Source organism: Alteraurantiacibacter palmitatis (genome assembly GCF_037154115.1).
GTDB lineage: Bacteria > Pseudomonadota > Alphaproteobacteria > Sphingomonadales > Sphingomonadaceae > Alteraurantiacibacter > Alteraurantiacibacter palmitatis.
In genome coordinates this window covers 391,557-406,727 of the sequence record NZ_JBANRO010000001.1, presented here as the reverse complement: position 1 = coordinate 406,727, position 15,171 = coordinate 391,557, and the positions used below count along the sequence as shown (strand labels likewise).

At 65.8% G+C, this 15,171-nt stretch carries 19 protein-coding genes; 3 read left to right on the top strand and 16 right to left on the bottom strand.

From position 1 onward, the window contains the following. Positions 1-3: 3 nt before the first annotated feature. The gene (gene fliE, locus WFP44_RS01670; RefSeq protein WP_336924599.1) at positions 4-384 is read right to left on the bottom strand and encodes a flagellar hook-basal body complex protein FliE; all 381 of its coding nucleotides are present in this window, start codon (positions 382-384) and stop codon (positions 4-6) included. Then, on the bottom strand, positions 381-1,652 hold the full coding sequence (locus tag WFP44_RS01665) for a sigma-54 interaction domain-containing protein (RefSeq protein WP_336924598.1): 1,272 nt from the start codon (positions 1,650-1,652) through the stop codon (positions 381-383). The genes fliE and WFP44_RS01665 overlap by 4 nt, the downstream gene beginning before the upstream one ends. A gap of 260 nt (positions 1,653-1,912) precedes the next feature. Between WFP44_RS01665 and WFP44_RS01660 the strand changes: the two genes are divergently transcribed. Next, positions 1,913-2,731, top strand: a complete 819-nt coding sequence (locus tag WFP44_RS01660) for a flagellin N-terminal helical domain-containing protein (RefSeq protein ID WP_336924597.1) — start codon at positions 1,913-1,915, stop codon at positions 2,729-2,731. Between the two features lie 88 nt (positions 2,732-2,819). On the opposite strand, the gene WFP44_RS01655 is transcribed toward WFP44_RS01660, so the two are convergent. From WFP44_RS01655 to flgB, 14 genes are all read right to left on the bottom strand, one after another. Next, the gene (locus tag WFP44_RS01655; protein WP_336924596.1) at positions 2,820-4,076 is read right to left on the bottom strand and encodes a potassium/proton antiporter; all 1,257 of its coding nucleotides are present in this window, start codon (positions 4,074-4,076) and stop codon (positions 2,820-2,822) included. A 63-nt stretch (positions 4,077-4,139) separates the two neighbouring features. After that, positions 4,140-5,048 (bottom strand): flagellar motor protein MotB, encoded by a 909-nt coding sequence (locus WFP44_RS01650; protein WP_336924595.1) that lies wholly within the window; start codon positions 5,046-5,048, stop codon positions 4,140-4,142. A gap of 1 nt (position 5,049) precedes the next feature. Further along, complete coding sequence (gene motA, locus WFP44_RS01645; RefSeq protein WP_336924594.1) at positions 5,050-5,913, bottom strand: flagellar motor stator protein MotA; 864 nt, start codon at positions 5,911-5,913, stop codon at positions 5,050-5,052. 15 nt (positions 5,914-5,928) lie between these two features. Further along, the gene (locus tag WFP44_RS01640; RefSeq protein ID WP_336924593.1) at positions 5,929-6,846 is read right to left on the bottom strand and encodes a flagellin N-terminal helical domain-containing protein; all 918 of its coding nucleotides are present in this window, start codon (positions 6,844-6,846) and stop codon (positions 5,929-5,931) included. Further along, positions 6,843-8,174: a flagellar hook-associated protein FlgK gene (gene flgK / locus WFP44_RS01635; RefSeq protein WP_336924592.1), complete on the bottom strand. Its 1,332-nt coding sequence runs from the start codon at positions 8,172-8,174 to the stop codon at positions 6,843-6,845. Before flgK ends, WFP44_RS01640 begins: the two co-directional genes overlap by 4 nt. 3 nt (positions 8,175-8,177) lie before the next feature. Next, positions 8,178-8,525, bottom strand: coding sequence for a rod-binding protein (locus tag WFP44_RS01630; protein ID WP_336924591.1), 348 nt, complete (start codon positions 8,523-8,525; stop codon positions 8,178-8,180). Further along, on the bottom strand, positions 8,522-9,631 hold the full coding sequence (locus WFP44_RS01625; protein ID WP_336924590.1) for a flagellar basal body P-ring protein FlgI: 1,110 nt from the start codon (positions 9,629-9,631) through the stop codon (positions 8,522-8,524). Before WFP44_RS01625 ends, WFP44_RS01630 begins: the two co-directional genes overlap by 4 nt. Next, positions 9,631-10,299, bottom strand: coding sequence for a flagellar basal body L-ring protein FlgH (locus tag WFP44_RS01620; RefSeq protein WP_336924589.1), 669 nt, complete (start codon positions 10,297-10,299; stop codon positions 9,631-9,633). Before WFP44_RS01620 ends, WFP44_RS01625 begins: the two co-directional genes overlap by 1 nt. Positions 10,300-10,310: 11 nt before the next feature. Further along, entirely contained in the window at positions 10,311-11,099 is a 789-nt protein-coding gene (gene flgG, locus WFP44_RS01615) for a flagellar basal-body rod protein FlgG (protein WP_336924588.1), read from the bottom strand. A 27-nt stretch (positions 11,100-11,126) separates the two neighbouring features. Next, positions 11,127-11,867, bottom strand: a complete 741-nt coding sequence (locus WFP44_RS01610) for a flagellar basal body rod protein FlgF (RefSeq protein WP_336924587.1) — start codon at positions 11,865-11,867, stop codon at positions 11,127-11,129. A 25-nt stretch (positions 11,868-11,892) separates the two neighbouring features. Further along, the gene (locus WFP44_RS01605) at positions 11,893-12,711 is read right to left on the bottom strand and encodes a flagellar hook-basal body protein (RefSeq protein ID WP_336924586.1); all 819 of its coding nucleotides are present in this window, start codon (positions 12,709-12,711) and stop codon (positions 11,893-11,895) included. 13 nt (positions 12,712-12,724) lie between these two features. Beyond that, positions 12,725-13,054, bottom strand: a complete 330-nt coding sequence (locus tag WFP44_RS01600; RefSeq protein WP_336924585.1) for a flagellar hook assembly protein FlgD — start codon at positions 13,052-13,054, stop codon at positions 12,725-12,727. Then, positions 13,054-13,458 carry a flagellar basal body rod protein FlgC gene (gene flgC / locus WFP44_RS01595; protein ID WP_336924584.1) on the bottom strand — a complete coding sequence of 135 codons (405 nt, stop codon included), beginning with the start codon at positions 13,456-13,458 and terminating at the stop codon, positions 13,054-13,056. Before flgC ends, WFP44_RS01600 begins: the two co-directional genes overlap by 1 nt. 37 nt (positions 13,459-13,495) lie before the next feature. Next, positions 13,496-13,843 carry a flagellar basal body rod protein FlgB gene (gene flgB / locus WFP44_RS01590; protein ID WP_336924583.1) on the bottom strand — a complete coding sequence of 116 codons (348 nt, stop codon included), beginning with the start codon at positions 13,841-13,843 and terminating at the stop codon, positions 13,496-13,498. A 192-nt stretch (positions 13,844-14,035) separates the two neighbouring features. Here flgB and WFP44_RS01585 point away from each other — a divergent pair, with 192 nt between their 5' ends. After that, positions 14,036-14,731 carry a MotA/TolQ/ExbB proton channel family protein gene (locus tag WFP44_RS01585; protein WP_336924582.1) on the top strand — a complete coding sequence of 232 codons (696 nt, stop codon included), beginning with the start codon at positions 14,036-14,038 and terminating at the stop codon, positions 14,729-14,731. Beyond that, the gene (locus WFP44_RS01580; RefSeq protein WP_336924581.1) at positions 14,731-15,165 is read left to right on the top strand and encodes a hypothetical protein; all 435 of its coding nucleotides are present in this window, start codon (positions 14,731-14,733) and stop codon (positions 15,163-15,165) included. Before WFP44_RS01585 ends, WFP44_RS01580 begins: the two co-directional genes overlap by 1 nt. Positions 15,166-15,171: the final 6 nt, after the last annotated feature.

Here is a 15,171-nt window from a genome sequence, read left to right as displayed (position 1 = left end):
CTATCACACTCCCATCCGCATGATGTCCTGATAGGCGGACAAAAGCTTGTTGCGCACTTGCAGCGTGGCTTCAAAGGCGACGCTCGATTCCTGCCGCGCCAGCATTACCTGCGCGATGTCGGTCACTTCGCCGCGCTCATAAGCGGCGGTCATCTCGGACGAGCGGGCCTGCACCGCATTGACCTGATCAAGCGTGCTGCGCAGCGTGTCGGCAAAGCCGCCGCCTGCGGGCGTTGGGGCTTGCGTGCCCGCTTGCGGCGATCCTGTGACACCGCCTGCATCCCTTAGGGTGCGCAGCGCATCGGATTGTTCGGCAATCTGGCGGCGCAGCGCCAGCACCTGTTGCAGTCCGCCTCCGGCTGCTGAAGGCCCGGTCACGCTCATCGTGCGCCTCCGGCCGCGGCCACCAGCCCGGCCTCACGCATAGAGGCGAGCCGATAGCGCAGCGTGCGCTCCGAAATGCCCAGCGCGGCTGCCGTGGCCAGGCGATTGCCCCCGTGCTGGTCCAGCGTGTCGAGGATCACCTGCGCCTCGGAACGGCGGACTATCGCGGAAAGGTTGCGCCCGTCGGAGGCGGCCGGGGTAACCGCGGCGACCAGGGTATCGCCAGCTCCGACGGGACGCACCGCACTATCGAACACGATATGCGCGGCGTTGAGGGTAGGCTCCTCGCCCGCCAGCAGCAGAGCGCGGCGGATCACGTTTTCCAGTTCGCGGACATTGCCGGGCCAGGCATGGGAGCGCAGCTTGTCCAGCGCATCGGCGCCGATCCAGCGCGCACCCGTTGCGGGCGCGTGGCGCAGCAGCATGGCAAAGGCCAGCGGCGCAATGTCATCGGGCCGCACGCGCAGCGCATCGAGCCGCAGGGGAAACACATTGAGACGGTAATAGAGGTCTTCGCGAAAGCGGCCGGCGGCGATTTCGGCGGCCAGATCGCGGTTGGTGCAGGCGATCACGCGCACATCCACCTTCACCGGCTGCGTCGCGCCCAGCGGCACCACTTCGCCTTCCTGCAACGCGCGCAGCAGCTTGGCCTGCAAGCCGATCGGCATTTCGCCCAGTTCATCGAGCAGCAGCGTGCCGCCATCGGCGGCGCGGAAGAAACCTTCCGCCGCCTCGGTCGCGCCGGTAAAGGCGCCCTTGCGGTGGCCGAACAGCATGGCTTCCAGCATCGCTTCGGGCATGGCCGCGCAATTCAGCGCCACGAAAGGCGCGGCGGCGCGCGGGCTGGCATTGTGGATATAGCGGGCCAGCACTTCCTTGCCGGTGCCGGTCGGCCCTTCGATCAGCACGGGGATTTCGCTGGCGGCGACGCGCGCGGCCAGCGTGAGCATGGCGATGGAGCCGCTGTCGGCCGCCACCGGCTGGCCCGGACGTGCGGCACAGGCCAGCAGTGCGGCGCGGGTGGCGGGGCAATCCGCCTGCGTATAGGTCAGGCGCAGCGCACCCGCGCCCAACGCCCGCACTTGCGGCAACGCGCCCCTTTCCAGCACGATCAGCCGGTCATCGCGCCGGCGTGCGGGCAGGTCGTTTTCGGCCCCAGCCAGCAGCACTTCGCCGCCGTCCACACCGCTTTCCAGCATGATCTGCGCATAATTCAGCAGGCTTGCGTGATTTTTTTCCAACCCCTTGGAAGCACAAATGCGCGCCATGAAACTGCCCCTGTTAACCCTGATTACAGAGGGGAAATGCGGCCCGAACGTCCAAGGAAGCGGAAACTTAACCCCCCGTAGAAATGCCTAGGCTCCGGCGCGGCACATTCGCCGAGGCGGACTTAAACAATTTTGCAGGCGGCCGCTCTTCTGCCTGGAAGCTGCACCGATCGGCCCACCGAGAAGGCAGCACCCACCGAACAGACGAAGATCAATACGAAGACCTGACCAACCCCGCATATTCAAGCAGGAGATCACCAATGGCCGCTATCAACACCAACATTAACGCCCTGCGCGCCTCGAACGCCTCGACCAGCGCCGACAAGATGATGGGCGTGGCGATGGAACGCCTTTCCACCGGCAAGCGCATCAACGGCGCGAAGGACGATGCCGCCGGCCTCGCCATTTCGACCACGATGACTGCCGACATCCGCGCCATGAACCAGGGCATCCGCAACGCCAATGACGGCATCGCTCTCGCCAAGACGGCGGAAGGCGCGCTCGACGAAGTGTCGAACATGCTGCAGCGCGTGCGTGAACTGGCCGTCCAGTCCAAGACGGAAACCTATTCGAACGATGACCGCGGCTACATGGACTCCGAAGTCAAGCAGCTGCAGGAACAGATCAGCGACATTCTGTCGAACACCAAGTTCAACGGTGTGACGCTGTTCAGCACCACTTCGGGCACCGATGTCGAAGTGGTGATTGCAACCAACGCGACCGACACGGTGACGCTGACCAGCACGGGGATCGATGGCACCAAGATCAGCGCCACCGCGCTGGACGTGTCGACCTCGACCTTGGCGAACACCACGATCGGCAATGTCGACGATGCTCTGAAGGACATCAGCGCCACCCGCGCCTCGCTGGGTGCCGGGCAGAACCGTCTGGAATCGGCCATCACCAATCTCTCGACCAACTCGATCAACCTGTCGGACGCCCGCAGCCGGATCGTGGACACCGACTATTCGGCGGAAACCACCGCGCTCGCCAAGGCGCAGATCCTGAGCCAGGCCTCGACCGCGATGCTGGCGCAGGCCAACCAGAGCCAGCAGAACGTGCTGTCGCTGCTGCGTTAATCGCAAGCCCCTGAAGGGGAGCCTCCCTCGGCTCCCCGCCCTCCCCGGACGGCCCGGAGCTTTCCCAAGCTCCGGGCCGTTTGGGCGTTCAATCGGGCGTGCCAGTTGCAGGAGGCAAGGCAGGATCGGGCAGGCGCGGGCCTTCGGCGCCGGTGCGTGAGGCAATATCCAGCCGTGCCGCCAGCCATTTGATGCTCGGCCCCTGGATGATGCTGGAAATCAGCACCACGAAGAACACCACGTTGAAAATCGTGAAGGCGCCCGGCACGCCCGCCACCATGGGAAATGTCGCCAGCACGATCGGCACCGCGCCGCGAAGCCCCGCCCAGGATATGAACAGCTTGGCCCGCCAGTCGAAACGGCGAAACGGCGCCAGGCAGATAAACACGCTCATGGGGCGGGCAACGAACATCAGGATAACGGTGATCGCCAGCCCCGGCGCGATAATATCGACCAGGTTTGACGGAGCGACCAGCAAGCCCAGCGTCAGGAACATCACCACCTGCGCCAGCCAGGCCATGCCGTCCTGAAAGGTGCTCACCAGCCGCTTGGCCGTGTAAGTGCGGTTGCCCGCCACCAGCCCCGCGACATAGGCCGCCAGAAAGCCGTTGCCGCCCGGCAGCTCTGCCAGGCCATAGGCGATCAGCGCGGCGGAAATCGAGATGACGAAGGACAGGCCTGCATTGCGGTAATGCGAACGCTTGAGCAGTTCGGGCAGGAGATAGCCCACCGCAAGCCCCGTCAGCGTGCCCAGCACCATTTGCAGCGCGAAATCGGGCACCAGCATCAGCGGCGATGCGCCCGGCGTGGCGATAAACAGCAGCGCCGCACCCACGAGGAAGATCGCCATCGGATCGTTCGAGCCCGATTCCACCTCGATCAGCGCAGGCACATCGCCATGCAGGTCGAGCCCCGATGTGCGCAGGATGGCAAACACCGCCGCCGCATCGGTTGACGCCACCACCGCGCCGAGCAGGAAGGCCTGAAACGGCGGCAGATCAAGCAGCAGGATGGACGCGCCCGCCGTCAGCCCGGCGCTGATCATGACGCCAACTGTTGCCAGCACCAAAGCTGGCGCGGCGACGCGGCGCACATCCTTCCAATGGGTATCAAGACCGCCGGAAAACAGGATGAAGATCAGGCAGGCAATGCCGATATTCTGGGTAAGAGCGTAATCGCTGAAGGAAATGGCGCCCGGCCCGTCCACCCCGGCCAGCATCCCCAGCCCCAGAAAGCCGATCAGCGCGGGCAGGCCGAACCGGCTCGACAGATTGCCGGCAATGACGGTGAGCAGAAGCAGCAGGCCAAGGACCAGCAGCGCGACATCGGGGCTGACGGCAAACATAGCCCCTAAAGACCGGAGCGGGACGCAATTGGCAACCGGGAAGCTGTATCCGGACGATGCGCCCTACCCCACCAGCAGGATCGAGATCCTCCGGTTGCGCGGATCGGCCGGGTCATTTCGCACCAGCGGCTCGCGGTCGGCCACGCCTTCAATGCGGTTGAAACGGCTTTCGGGCAGTGCATGGCGCAGCAATTCCTGCCGCGTGGCTTCGGCACGCCCCGTGGACAGCGACCAGTTGTTCGGCCGCCCCTGTCCGCTGTCGCCCCCGCGCCAGGGCAGCGCATCGGTGTGACCGCGCACGATCAGCTGCTTGCCCGTGGGCGCCACGGTCTGGCCGATAATGCCCAGCAATTCGCGCGCTTCGGGCACCAATACGGTCGAGCCGAGATGGAACATGGAAAATTCGGCATCGTCTACCAGATCGATGCGGATGCCTTCGGGTGTCTGCGTCACGCGCACCTGCCGGGCAAGGCGCTGCAGCCGTTCCACCGCCGCGATCCGCTCCGCAATCTGGCGGGCGATTTCCATGCGGCGGCGCTCGGCGTCATCCGCGCCGCCTTCGGTGGGGCCGCCGCGTGCATCGCGCGGAACGGTAATCGCCTGGTTGCCGGTCTGCCCGGCGGCGTTGGGATAGTTGTCCGCATCGACAATGGAGGAGCCGCCCAGCATCCCGTCTGCGCCCGCGCTCTGTTCGCGCATCTTGATCAGCGTGGGGGTGAAGTAATCCGCCAACCCCTTGCGCTGATCCTCGGTCGTCGCGCCCAGCAGCCACATCAGCAGGAAGAATGCCATCATCGCGGTCACGAAATCGGCATAGGCCACTTTCCATGCGCCGCCGTGATGGCCGCCGGCCACCACCGTCACCTTCTTGACGATGATCGGCGCCGGGATCGGCGCATTGGCCGCCGGCGGCGGCGAAAGCGGCGTGGGCGGCGGCGAACCGCTGGGCACGGGCAGGGGCGCGCTCTGCATCCTATTTGCCTCGCAACATATCGAGCAGATCGGTCAGCGCGGGGCGGTGCGCGGGCGGCAGGCCCGACCGCGCGCTTTCCACCACCAACGGCTGCGGATAACCATGCAGCGAGGCGATGATGACCTGCTTGATCGACTGGAAGATCTGCCCGTCATGCGCGTTGATCTGCTTCAGCCGCCCGGCCAGCGGGCCGACAATGCCATAGGCCAGCAGCACGCCCAGGAAGGTGCCGACCAGCGCGGAACCGATCATCCCGCCCAGCACGGCGGGCGGTTCGTCAATGCTGCCCATGGTCTTGATCACGCCCAGCACGGCGGCCACAATGCCGAGGGCTGGCAGCGCATCGGCCAGCGTTTGCAGCGCGTGCGCGGGCTCGTCCAGTTCGTGCAGCTGCGCCTTGATCGAATTGTCCATCACATCTTCCACCGCGCTGGTATCGAGCGTGCCCGAGGACACCACGATCAGCGTCAGCGTGTCGCAGACAAGGCCCGTCAGCGCGGGATCGGCAAGGATGCCGGGATATTCGGCGAAGATGGCGGAATTGGCGGGATCGGTCACGTGCGATTCCAGCGCCACCGGGCCTTCGCTTTTGAGCATCCGCATCAAACGGCTGCACAGCGCGATCACATCGATGTGATCCTGGTCGGAATATTTCGGCCCCTTGAACACCTTCTTGAAGCCGCCGCCGATCAGCTTCAGTTCGTGCATCGAATTGCCCGCAACCGTGGCACCCAGCGCCGCGCCGCCGATAATCATCATTTCGAGCGGCAGCGCCTTCATCACCGGGCCGAGCGAACCGCCCGCGATGACAAAACCGCCAAACACCAAAACAAGCAGGATTGCGATCCCGGCGGCTGCAAACATCGTCCCGGTTCCCTCTCAGATACGGTCAAACAGGCTGAGCCCGGCAAGGCGGGTGAACCCGGCCTGGCTGGCTTCCAGCACGGTGAGCAATTGCTGCATTTGCGCGATCGTCCCGGCCAGATCGACGCCGCCGGTTTCGGCCTTCTGCGTGGCGCGCGACGCCGCCTGATCGACCTGCCGATCCTGGATCACATCGATCCATGCCAGCCGCGTGCCCACCACGGTTTGCGAGCGGGTGAGCGTGTCGAGCGCTTCATCAAGGCCGGCCATTGCATCGCGCGCGGCCCCTGCGGGGTCGGGTGATCCGCCGGTCAGCGCCGTGGACAGCGTGGCGAGGAAGGCGAAGATATCGGTGGGCGTGCCACCTGCGTTGAAATTCAGCACTTCCGGGCCGGTCAGGCCGCGCGTGATGGTCTGCCCCTGCCCCAGATCGATCGTGCCGCTGGCCGGACTGCCGACATAGGAGATTACCCCGCCAGCGCCCAGCTCATACGCCTTGCCGCTGGCTTCCCCCCCGAACAGCGCGTTGCCGCTTGTATCGGGCGAATTGGCGGTGGCCATCAGGCGCAAGCGCAATTGGTCGAGTTCGGCCGCGATGGAGGCGCGTTCGCTGGCGCCGACCGTATCGCTGGCGGCCCACAGCGCCAGTTCGCGCGCGCGGATAATGTCCGCACCCATCGATTCCAGCGCGCTGGCGGCAAGCCCCAGATCCTGCGCCGCGCGGGCGGCATTGCCGGCATCGATCCGGCCCAGCCGGTCGGCCCGGTCGAGACTGCGCAGGCGCGATGCGGCCACCGGATCGTCGGATGAACGCGACAGGCGCTGCCCGGTGGAAAGCTGCTGCTGCAAGGCTTCGGCCTGCCCGCGCAGATCGCCCATCTGCGTGACGGTGCGTCGGTAAAAGGCGAGTGTCGAATTGGTGATCGTGCTCATCGGCCGATCCCCAGTATCGTGTCGAATATCTCGGTCGCGGTCTGCATGATGCGACCCGATGCCTCGAACATCTGCTGATAGCGCAGGAGATTGGCGGCTTCCTGATCGAGGTCGACGCCCGTTTCGGCAGCGAGCGACACGGCGGCGGTATCGGCAATGGTGCGCAATCCGTCGCGCGTTACGGTGCGTGCGGCAATCCCGCTCGACAGCTTGAACAACATCGCATCCGCGGCGCTGGAGGGGCCGCCATTGGCCAACGCATCGCGCAGGGCCTGAAGGTTGCCCGTCTCACGGCTGCCCGGCGGCGAACCGGCCGGCGCGGTGGCGATCTGGCTGCCGCTGGTCAGCGCCAGAGCGATATCCGCCGCCCCGCTGCCGCTGAAGAAGGGCTGCCCCACCGATCCATCGGGCGCCGCGCCATTGCCCTGCGCGGTGTTGACGCGGGTGATGAGCAAGGCGGCGATATCGTCCAGTTCGGTGCGCAATTCGCCAATCGCCCGCATGGCCTGCGATCCGCCCAGCAGGCTGCCCGATGTCAGTGCGGCGGGCTGGCCCGCTACGGCAAAGGCAAAGCTGCCATCGGGATTGCTGCTGCGCGTGAGGGTGAAGGAATCGACCCCGCTCACCAGCACTTCGCCGCCCAGCCGCACCGTGGCGCGGCCCAGCGTGTCGAACGTGGCGGCAATCCCGGCAATATCCGCCATGCCTTTGAGCAAGGCGTCGCGTTGATCGTGCAGCACCGCCATATTGGTGGTGCCGGGGCCAGCGCGGGCAATGGCGGCATTGGTGCGCGCCAGTTCGCCCGCCAGCAAATTGACCTGCTCCACGCCTGCATCCGCGCCAAAGACGATATCGGCCTCTGCCACATCCAGCGCATTGGTGGCGATCTGGAAGGTCTGCGCCAGCCGCCGGCCATCTTCCAGCACCGCGGTGCGCAGCGAACCATCAAGCGGATCGGAGGCAAGACGGGCGAGGCTCGCCTCGAAATCGACCAGCGCGGGGAAAATACCCGCCTGCTCCACCGCCGCTTCGGCATTGGTCAGGCCGCGCAGTTCCGCCTCGGCGCGGGCCACATCGCCGCCGGTGCGACGCGCCTCGTTCTGGAGGAACAGCGAATTGGTGCGCAGGATCTGATCGGGCCGCACGCCTGACAGCGTCGCGCCCGGCTCCATCGCGATACCGCCCTTGGCCGCCACTTCGGCCATCGAAAGCGTGCGGCGAGCATAGGTGGGGTTGCTGGAATTGGCGATGTTCTGCGCGGTCAGTTCCAGCCCGCTGCGCGCGGCCATCGCGCCGCTCTTGCCGATCAGGAGAAGGTTGCTCGACACGGCTTATTCCCCCCCGTGCCGGGCCGGGGACGCGATCTGCGCGGACAATTGCCGTTCGATCATCGCGGCCATGCCGAATGTGCCGCGCTGCGATGCAATTTCGGCAAAATGGTCGTCGCGCATGGCGGTGAACTGTTCGAGGCCTGGCCCGCCCAGCAGCGCCTCTTCGCCGCCGAAATCGGCGCTGCGCGCGGCAGACAGCATCTGGCGGATGAAGATCGCCTCGAAAGCCTGCGCCGCCTGCCGCAGCTCCTCCGCCGAAGCGGAATTGCCGGAGGCAGGGGGCGCAGGCCGGGCACCGGGGGCTGTGACACCGGAGGAGACAGGGCCAAAGGAGGCGGGAATTGTCACAGCACCACCATTTCTGCCTGAAGCGCGCCTGCCTGCTTGAGCGCTTCCAGGATCACCACAAGGTCAGACGCACCCACGCCCAGCATATTGAGCGCATCGACCACTTCGGACAGGTTCGCCCCGCCCGGCATTGCGGCCAAGCGCACATCGCGTTCTGCCACATCGACGGTGCTGGCTTCCTCCAGCGCGGTCACGCCGCGGCTGAAAGGTTCGGGCTGGATGATGCGCGGCTCTTCCTCGATCCGCACCACCAGCCGCCCGTGGCTGATCGCGGCAGGCGCAAGGCGCACCGCCGAATTGATGACGACTGTGCCCGTGCGGCTGTTCACGATCACCCGCGCCGGGGTCTGTGCCGGGGTCACATCGAGCATTTCGATCTGCGAGATCATCTCGGCCCGCGCATCGCCGCCATAGGGCATGACGATCGACAGCGTCACCGCATCCACCACCCGCGCCGCGCCGGGAAAGCGGGTGTTGATCGCATCGCGCATCCGCGACGCGGTCTGGAAATCGGCATTATGGAGGTGAAAGCGCAGCTCGCCCGCCTGATCGAAGCCGGTCGCCACTTCGCGTTCCACCGTGGCGCCATCGGCAATGCGGCCCACCGTGGGGACATTCACCGTCACCTGGCTGCCATCACGGCCCGACACGCCGAGGCCACCCACGGCGAGGTTCCCCTGCGCCATCGCGTAAATCTGCCCGTCTGCGCCCGTCAGCGGGGCCATGATCAGCGTGCCGCCACGCAAAGATCGCGCACGACCAATGGTGGACACGGTCACGTCGATCGTCTGCCCCGGCTTGGCAAAGGCAGGCAGTTCGGCAGTGATGATGACCGCAGCGGCGTTCTTCAGCCCCGGCGATACGCCCGGTGGCAGGGTCAACCCCAGCCGCCCCGATACGCCGCGCATGGCCTGCGTGAGATATTCGAAATTGTCATCGCCTGTGCCATCGAGGCCCACCACGATGCCGTATCCGGTCAGCTGGTTGGGGCGCACGCCATCGAACGCGCCCAGATCGCGCACGCGCTGGTTCTGGGCATGGGCGGGCTGCGCCACGATAAGGGCGGCCAAAAGCGCAAAGGCGAAGCTGAAAAGCAGGCGGCGCATCAGAACGGGCTCACAATGTTGAAAAAGCGGCTCAGCCAGCCGGGACGGCTGGCCTGCTGGATCGCGCCGCGTCCGCCATAGATGATCTGCGCATCGGCAATCTGGGTGGAGAGGACGCGGTTGTTCACATCCACATCGGCCAGCCGCAGGATTCCGGAAAACTGCACCCATTCATCGCCCTGGCTCAATTGCATCTGCCGTTCTCCAACCACCAGCGCGGTGCCGTTCGAACGGACTTCCGCGATAGTGACCGCGATGGAGCCGTTGAGCGTGCTGCGCTGCGAAGCATTGCCCTGCCCATTGAACGACGCCTGCGCGCCGGCATTAAGGGCATCGGGATTGAGGAAGGAAAGGAGACCCGCCGTGGGCGGCTCGATCCCCGCCTCGCCCGCGCGGTTGGTGCGCGCGGCTGTGCTCTTGGATGCGCCAAGGCTTTCCACCAGCATCACGGTAACCAGATCGCCCACGCGGCGCGCGCGGGTGCCTTCATGCAGGCCCGAATAGCCATTCGCTGCCTGAAAGATCGCGCCGTTTGCGGGCGCGGAAAAGCCGGGCGCAGGCGGCGGCGGCAGCGCGGGATCGAACCCGGCGCGGCGGGTGCCGCCTTCCATGCCGCAGGCGGCGGTGGCAAGACACAGGGCGGCAATAGCTGCTATGCGCAGGGACATCGGTTTCACCCTCACAACGTCTGGTTGGCGTTGCGCAGCATTTCATCGACCGCGCTGATCATCTTGGAATTGATTTCGTAGGCGCGCTGGGTGGCGATCATGTCGACCAGTTCCTCCACCACGTTCACATTGGACGCTTCCAGCATCCCCTGCCGGATCTGCCCGCGCCCGTTTTCGCCCGGCACGCCGACATCGGCCGCGCCGCTGGCGGCGGTTTCGAGCAGCAGATTGTCGCCGCGTGCCTGAAGCCCGGCGGGGTTGATGAAGCTGGCAATGGTGATCTGCCCCAGTTCGGCGGGCGCGGCTTCGCCATCGACAACCGCGGTCACGGTGCCATCTGCCCCCACGCTGATCGACTGTGCGCCCTGCGGGATCTGGATCGCGGGCACGAGGGGGTAGCCCTGTGCCGTCACCAGCGTGCCTTCGGCGGACATACTGAAATTGCCCGCGCGGGTATAGGCGGTCTGCCCGCCGGGCAGCTCCACCTGAAAATAGCCATCGCCATCAAGTGCCATGTCGAGCGAATTGCCCGTGGTGTTGAGCGAGCCCTGCGTCTGGATGCGCGTGGTGCCCTGCACCGAAACGCCGGTGCCAAGGTTCAGGCCGATGGCATAGGCATTGTCACCGTTCGAACGCTGGCCCGCCACGCGCGCATCGTCATAGGCGAGCGTCTGGAAATCGGCGCGGTCGCGCTTGAAGCCGGTGGTGCCGATATTGGCAAGGTTATGCGCGATAACGCGCATCCGCGTATCCTGTGCTTCAAGGCCGGTGCGGGCGATCTGGAGGGCGGAAATGGGCATGGGAGGGTTCCTTTCTCTTGCGCTCTATCAGGAGAGCGACATCAGGCGCGTGCTCGACTGGTCGAGCTGTTCGGCGGTGGAAATGACCTTGGTGCGCCGTTCAAATCCGCGCTGCGCCTCGATCATGTCGACCAGCGTGGCGGCTGTATCGACATTGCTGCCTTCCAGCGCACCAGTCACCAGCGTGGCGGTAGGATCGGCTGGCAGGATGCCGCCGCCGGGCACGCGCAGCAGATTGTCCAGCCCCTTCACCAGCGGGCTGCCGGCGGGGTTGGCGAGCTTGATCCGGCCGACCAGTTCGGCGGGCACATCGGGCGCGCCGGGATCGGCGGCATAGACGCCGCCATCCTGCGCGATCGAAATGTTCCAGCCCGGCGGCACCACCAGCGGCCCCGCCTCACCCATGACGGCAAGGCCATCGCCATTGGTCAGCCGCCCGGTCACATCGACAGAAAGGTCGCCGCGCCGCGAATAGACTTCGCTGCCATCGGCGGCCTGCAACGCGATCAGCGCATCGCCGCCCAGCGCCACGTCGAGCGCCCGCCCGGTCTGCATCACCGTGCCCGCCGACATATCCGCCCCGCGCACTGCCCCCTGCGCCAGGCCGCGCACGTCGAGGCTTTCGCTGCGCAGGCGCAGATTGGCGGTGCTGAAGGTTTCGGCGCGAAAACCCGGCGTGCTGGCATTGGCGAGGTTGTTCGCCACTGCCCGCTGTCGGTTCATCGCGGCATCGACGCCGGTCAGCGCGGTATAGATCAGGCGGTCCATGGCTTATCCCTCGCTAGATGCCGGATCAGCTGCGCAGGTTGATGATCGTCTGCGAGAACTGGGTGGCGGTATCGATGGCCTTGGCATTGGCCTGGAAATTGCGCTGCGCGGTGATCAGACCCACCATTTCCTCGGCCAGATCGACATTCGACCGCTCCAGCGCGCCCGCCAGCAATTGCCCGTTGCGGCCATTGCCGGGCAGTTCGTAACTGGCCGTGCCCGAAAATCCGGTCGCTTCCCAATTGGTCGAACCGACGGGGCGCAGGCCCGTCGGCGCAACGAAGGTAGCCAGCGCCACGCGCCCGACCGGCAAGGTTGATCCATCGGCATAGGCGGCATTGATCAGCCCGTTCTTCTCAATCGAAATGCTGGCGAGCTCGGACCCGACGCCATTTGTCGTCGGGATGATGGCATCCACCGTGGTGCCCGGATTGACCACGGCACCGGTGGCATCCACTTCGAACATCTGCAGGCGCTTGAAGGAGAAATCGGTCACGGCCCCGGCGGCGTCGATCTGGAAATTGCCGTTGCGGGTGAAGAGCACCTGATTGCTTTCGGTATTGCGCGTGGCAAAGAAGCCGTCGCCATCGATGGCGATATCGAGGCTGCGCCCGGTCTGTTCGATCGCGCCGAGGCCGAAGTTCTGGTTGATCCCGGCAACCGTGGCGCCCAGACCCTGCGTCATGCGCGGATTGGCGGCAGAGCCATTGGCCACGATATCGGCGAATTCCACATTGCTCTTCTTGAAACCGGTGGTTTCCGCATTGGCGATGTTGTGCGCGATGGTGGACAGGTCAGTTTGTGAATTCTTCAGGCCGTTCAGCGAGGTGTAGAAAGAGGTCATGGCGAATTGCTCCTCAATTGGCGGGAGTGGTTACGGGATTGGCAGCAGCTTTCTGCACCTGGATCAGCGCGTCGAGCTTGCCGGAAATGTCAGCCAGCGTGGCGTTGGTTTCAGTAGACCCCGCCAGCGTGGAAAACTGGGCCATCTGCGCCAGCATTTCCTTGTTATCGACCGGGGCGAGCGGATCCTGCTGCTGCAATTGCGTCACCAGCAGCTTCAGGAAATCGCCCTGATCCAGCGTGGCGAAGCCCGATTTGGCGCGCGCCGACGGGTTGACGGCAGGGCCGGAATTGATCGCCTTCAGGCTGTCGGTCAGCCCGGAATTACCGGTAATCGTGGTCATCACTTGCTCCTCAGGGTTTCGAGCATGAGCTGCTTGGCAGTGTTCATGGCTTCGACCAGGTTCTGGTATTGGCGGGCGCTCTCCATGATCTCGACCATCTCGGCGGTTTCATCGACGGGCGCTTCCCACACATCGCCATTGGCATCGGCCAGCGGGTGATCGGGATCGTGGCGGCGGGTGGGTGCCACATCGGCGCGGCGCACTTCGGATACGCGCACGCTGGAAAGGCCGCTGGCGCTGTCGAGTTCCTGCTGGAACACCGCGCGCATCGGGCGGTAGGCGGCCTGTTCGCTCGATGCGACCGATCCGGCATTGGCGATATTGCTCGCCGCCGCATTCATGCGCACCATCTGCGCGGACATCCCGCGCTGAACCATGCCGAACAAGGTCATTTGCCCGCTCATTTGGGTTGTCCTATCGCTTCGCTACTTGAGGACATGATTATTCGCCTTTCAGCGCGCGGGTGATGGTTTCCACCCGGCCGGTGAGGAAGGAGAGCGTGGCCGAATAGGCGACCGCGTTTTCGGCAAAGGCCATCTGCTCGTTCGCCAGTTCCACCGTATTGCCATCCAGGCTGGGCATGGTGGGGATGCGGTAACGGGTGGCGGTTTCGAACGCCGCATCGCGGGCGGCGCCGTTGGTGCGCGCTTCCAGCGCAGCGGCAAAATCAATGTCGCGCGCCTTGTATCCGGGCGTTGCCGCATTGGCGATATTGCCTGCGATCAGGCCCATGCGGTGCGAGCGCAATTCCAGCGCCGCACCGTGAATGCCGAACAGCCTTTCGCTCATACCTGCCTCCACACAAGGGGTTCCTGGGCCGATAGTCAGCAAGCAGCGTGCCAATTGCGCACCGCGGCCCGGTTTACGCCTTGCAGGCCCGCAAACCGGCAAGCGCCTGCCGCGCATCCGGCAAATTTGTGCCGCCCCTTAATCCCGCCCTGCGGCTGGCCGTTCTGCCCGCTGGCGAAGGAGTTTCTGGCGATGGATTTGACGGCCCTGTTCGACACCACCGGCGCGGTGATCGTGCTGGGCGGCACGCTGCTGGCGACCTGCGTGGGCAGCGGGCGGCGCGAACTGGCGGCGGCTCTTCGCTGCGCAGGGCAATTGTTTACCCGCCCGTTCCGCTTTGAAACCGCCCGCGCCGAAATCGCCCGCGATGTGGAGCAATTGCGCATGGACGGGGTGCTGCGCTCCGGCCCCTTTCACAGCTCGGACAACGAGATCGCCACCGCCACGCGCGCCATGATCCACGACCGTTCGCTCTCCTCGCTCATCGCCGCGCATGAACGGTTCCGCACGCAGCGCACAAGGCTGCGCGCGCTGGCGCTGCGTCCCATCCGGCTGGCCGCGGAAATGGCCCCGGTTTTCGGCATGGCAGGCACCTTGTTCGCACTGTCCCAGATGAACCATGATCCGGCCGGCGGCGGGCTGATGCTGGACGGGATCGGGATTGCCATCGTCACCACGCTGTATGGCCTGATGCTGGCGCATCTGGTGCTGCATCCGCTCGCCAGCCTGATCGCCCGGCGCGGCGCGGCCGAAGAGGAGGAACGGCAATTGCTGATCGACTGGATGACGCGGCAATTGTCGGGCGCGGTGCCGCCCGCCGCCGCGCGTCAGGGCGAACACGCATCGCCACCGCCGCGTGCCCGCGCCCGGCTGGAACGGGTCGTGTAATGACCGCGCATCCCGTGTTGCGCGACATGGGCAGCGCCTGGCTGGTGCCGCTGGCCGATCTGTCGATGATCCTGTTCATCATCACCGCTGCCGCGCTCAGCGCGCAGAACCCTGCGCCGCTGCAGGAACATATGCGCGAAGGCGGCTTTGCCCAAGGCGCGGCCATGGCGGTATTCGTCGATGCGCCGGGCGGCCCTGCGCTGGCCGAATGGCTCGCCGTGCGCCCGCCCGGCCCCGGCGAATTGCTGACGCTGGAGGCGCGTTATGCCGCAGGAGAGCGGGCGCAGGTGGATGCGCGGGCACATGAACTGGCCGCACAAGCCATCGCCGCCGGGGTGGAACCGCGCGTGATATTGCAAGCCGCGCCGGCTGGCTCTGCCCGATCCACCTTGCGGGCGGTCATCGCGCATGATGCCGATCCGCCCGCACCCTAACTGGCA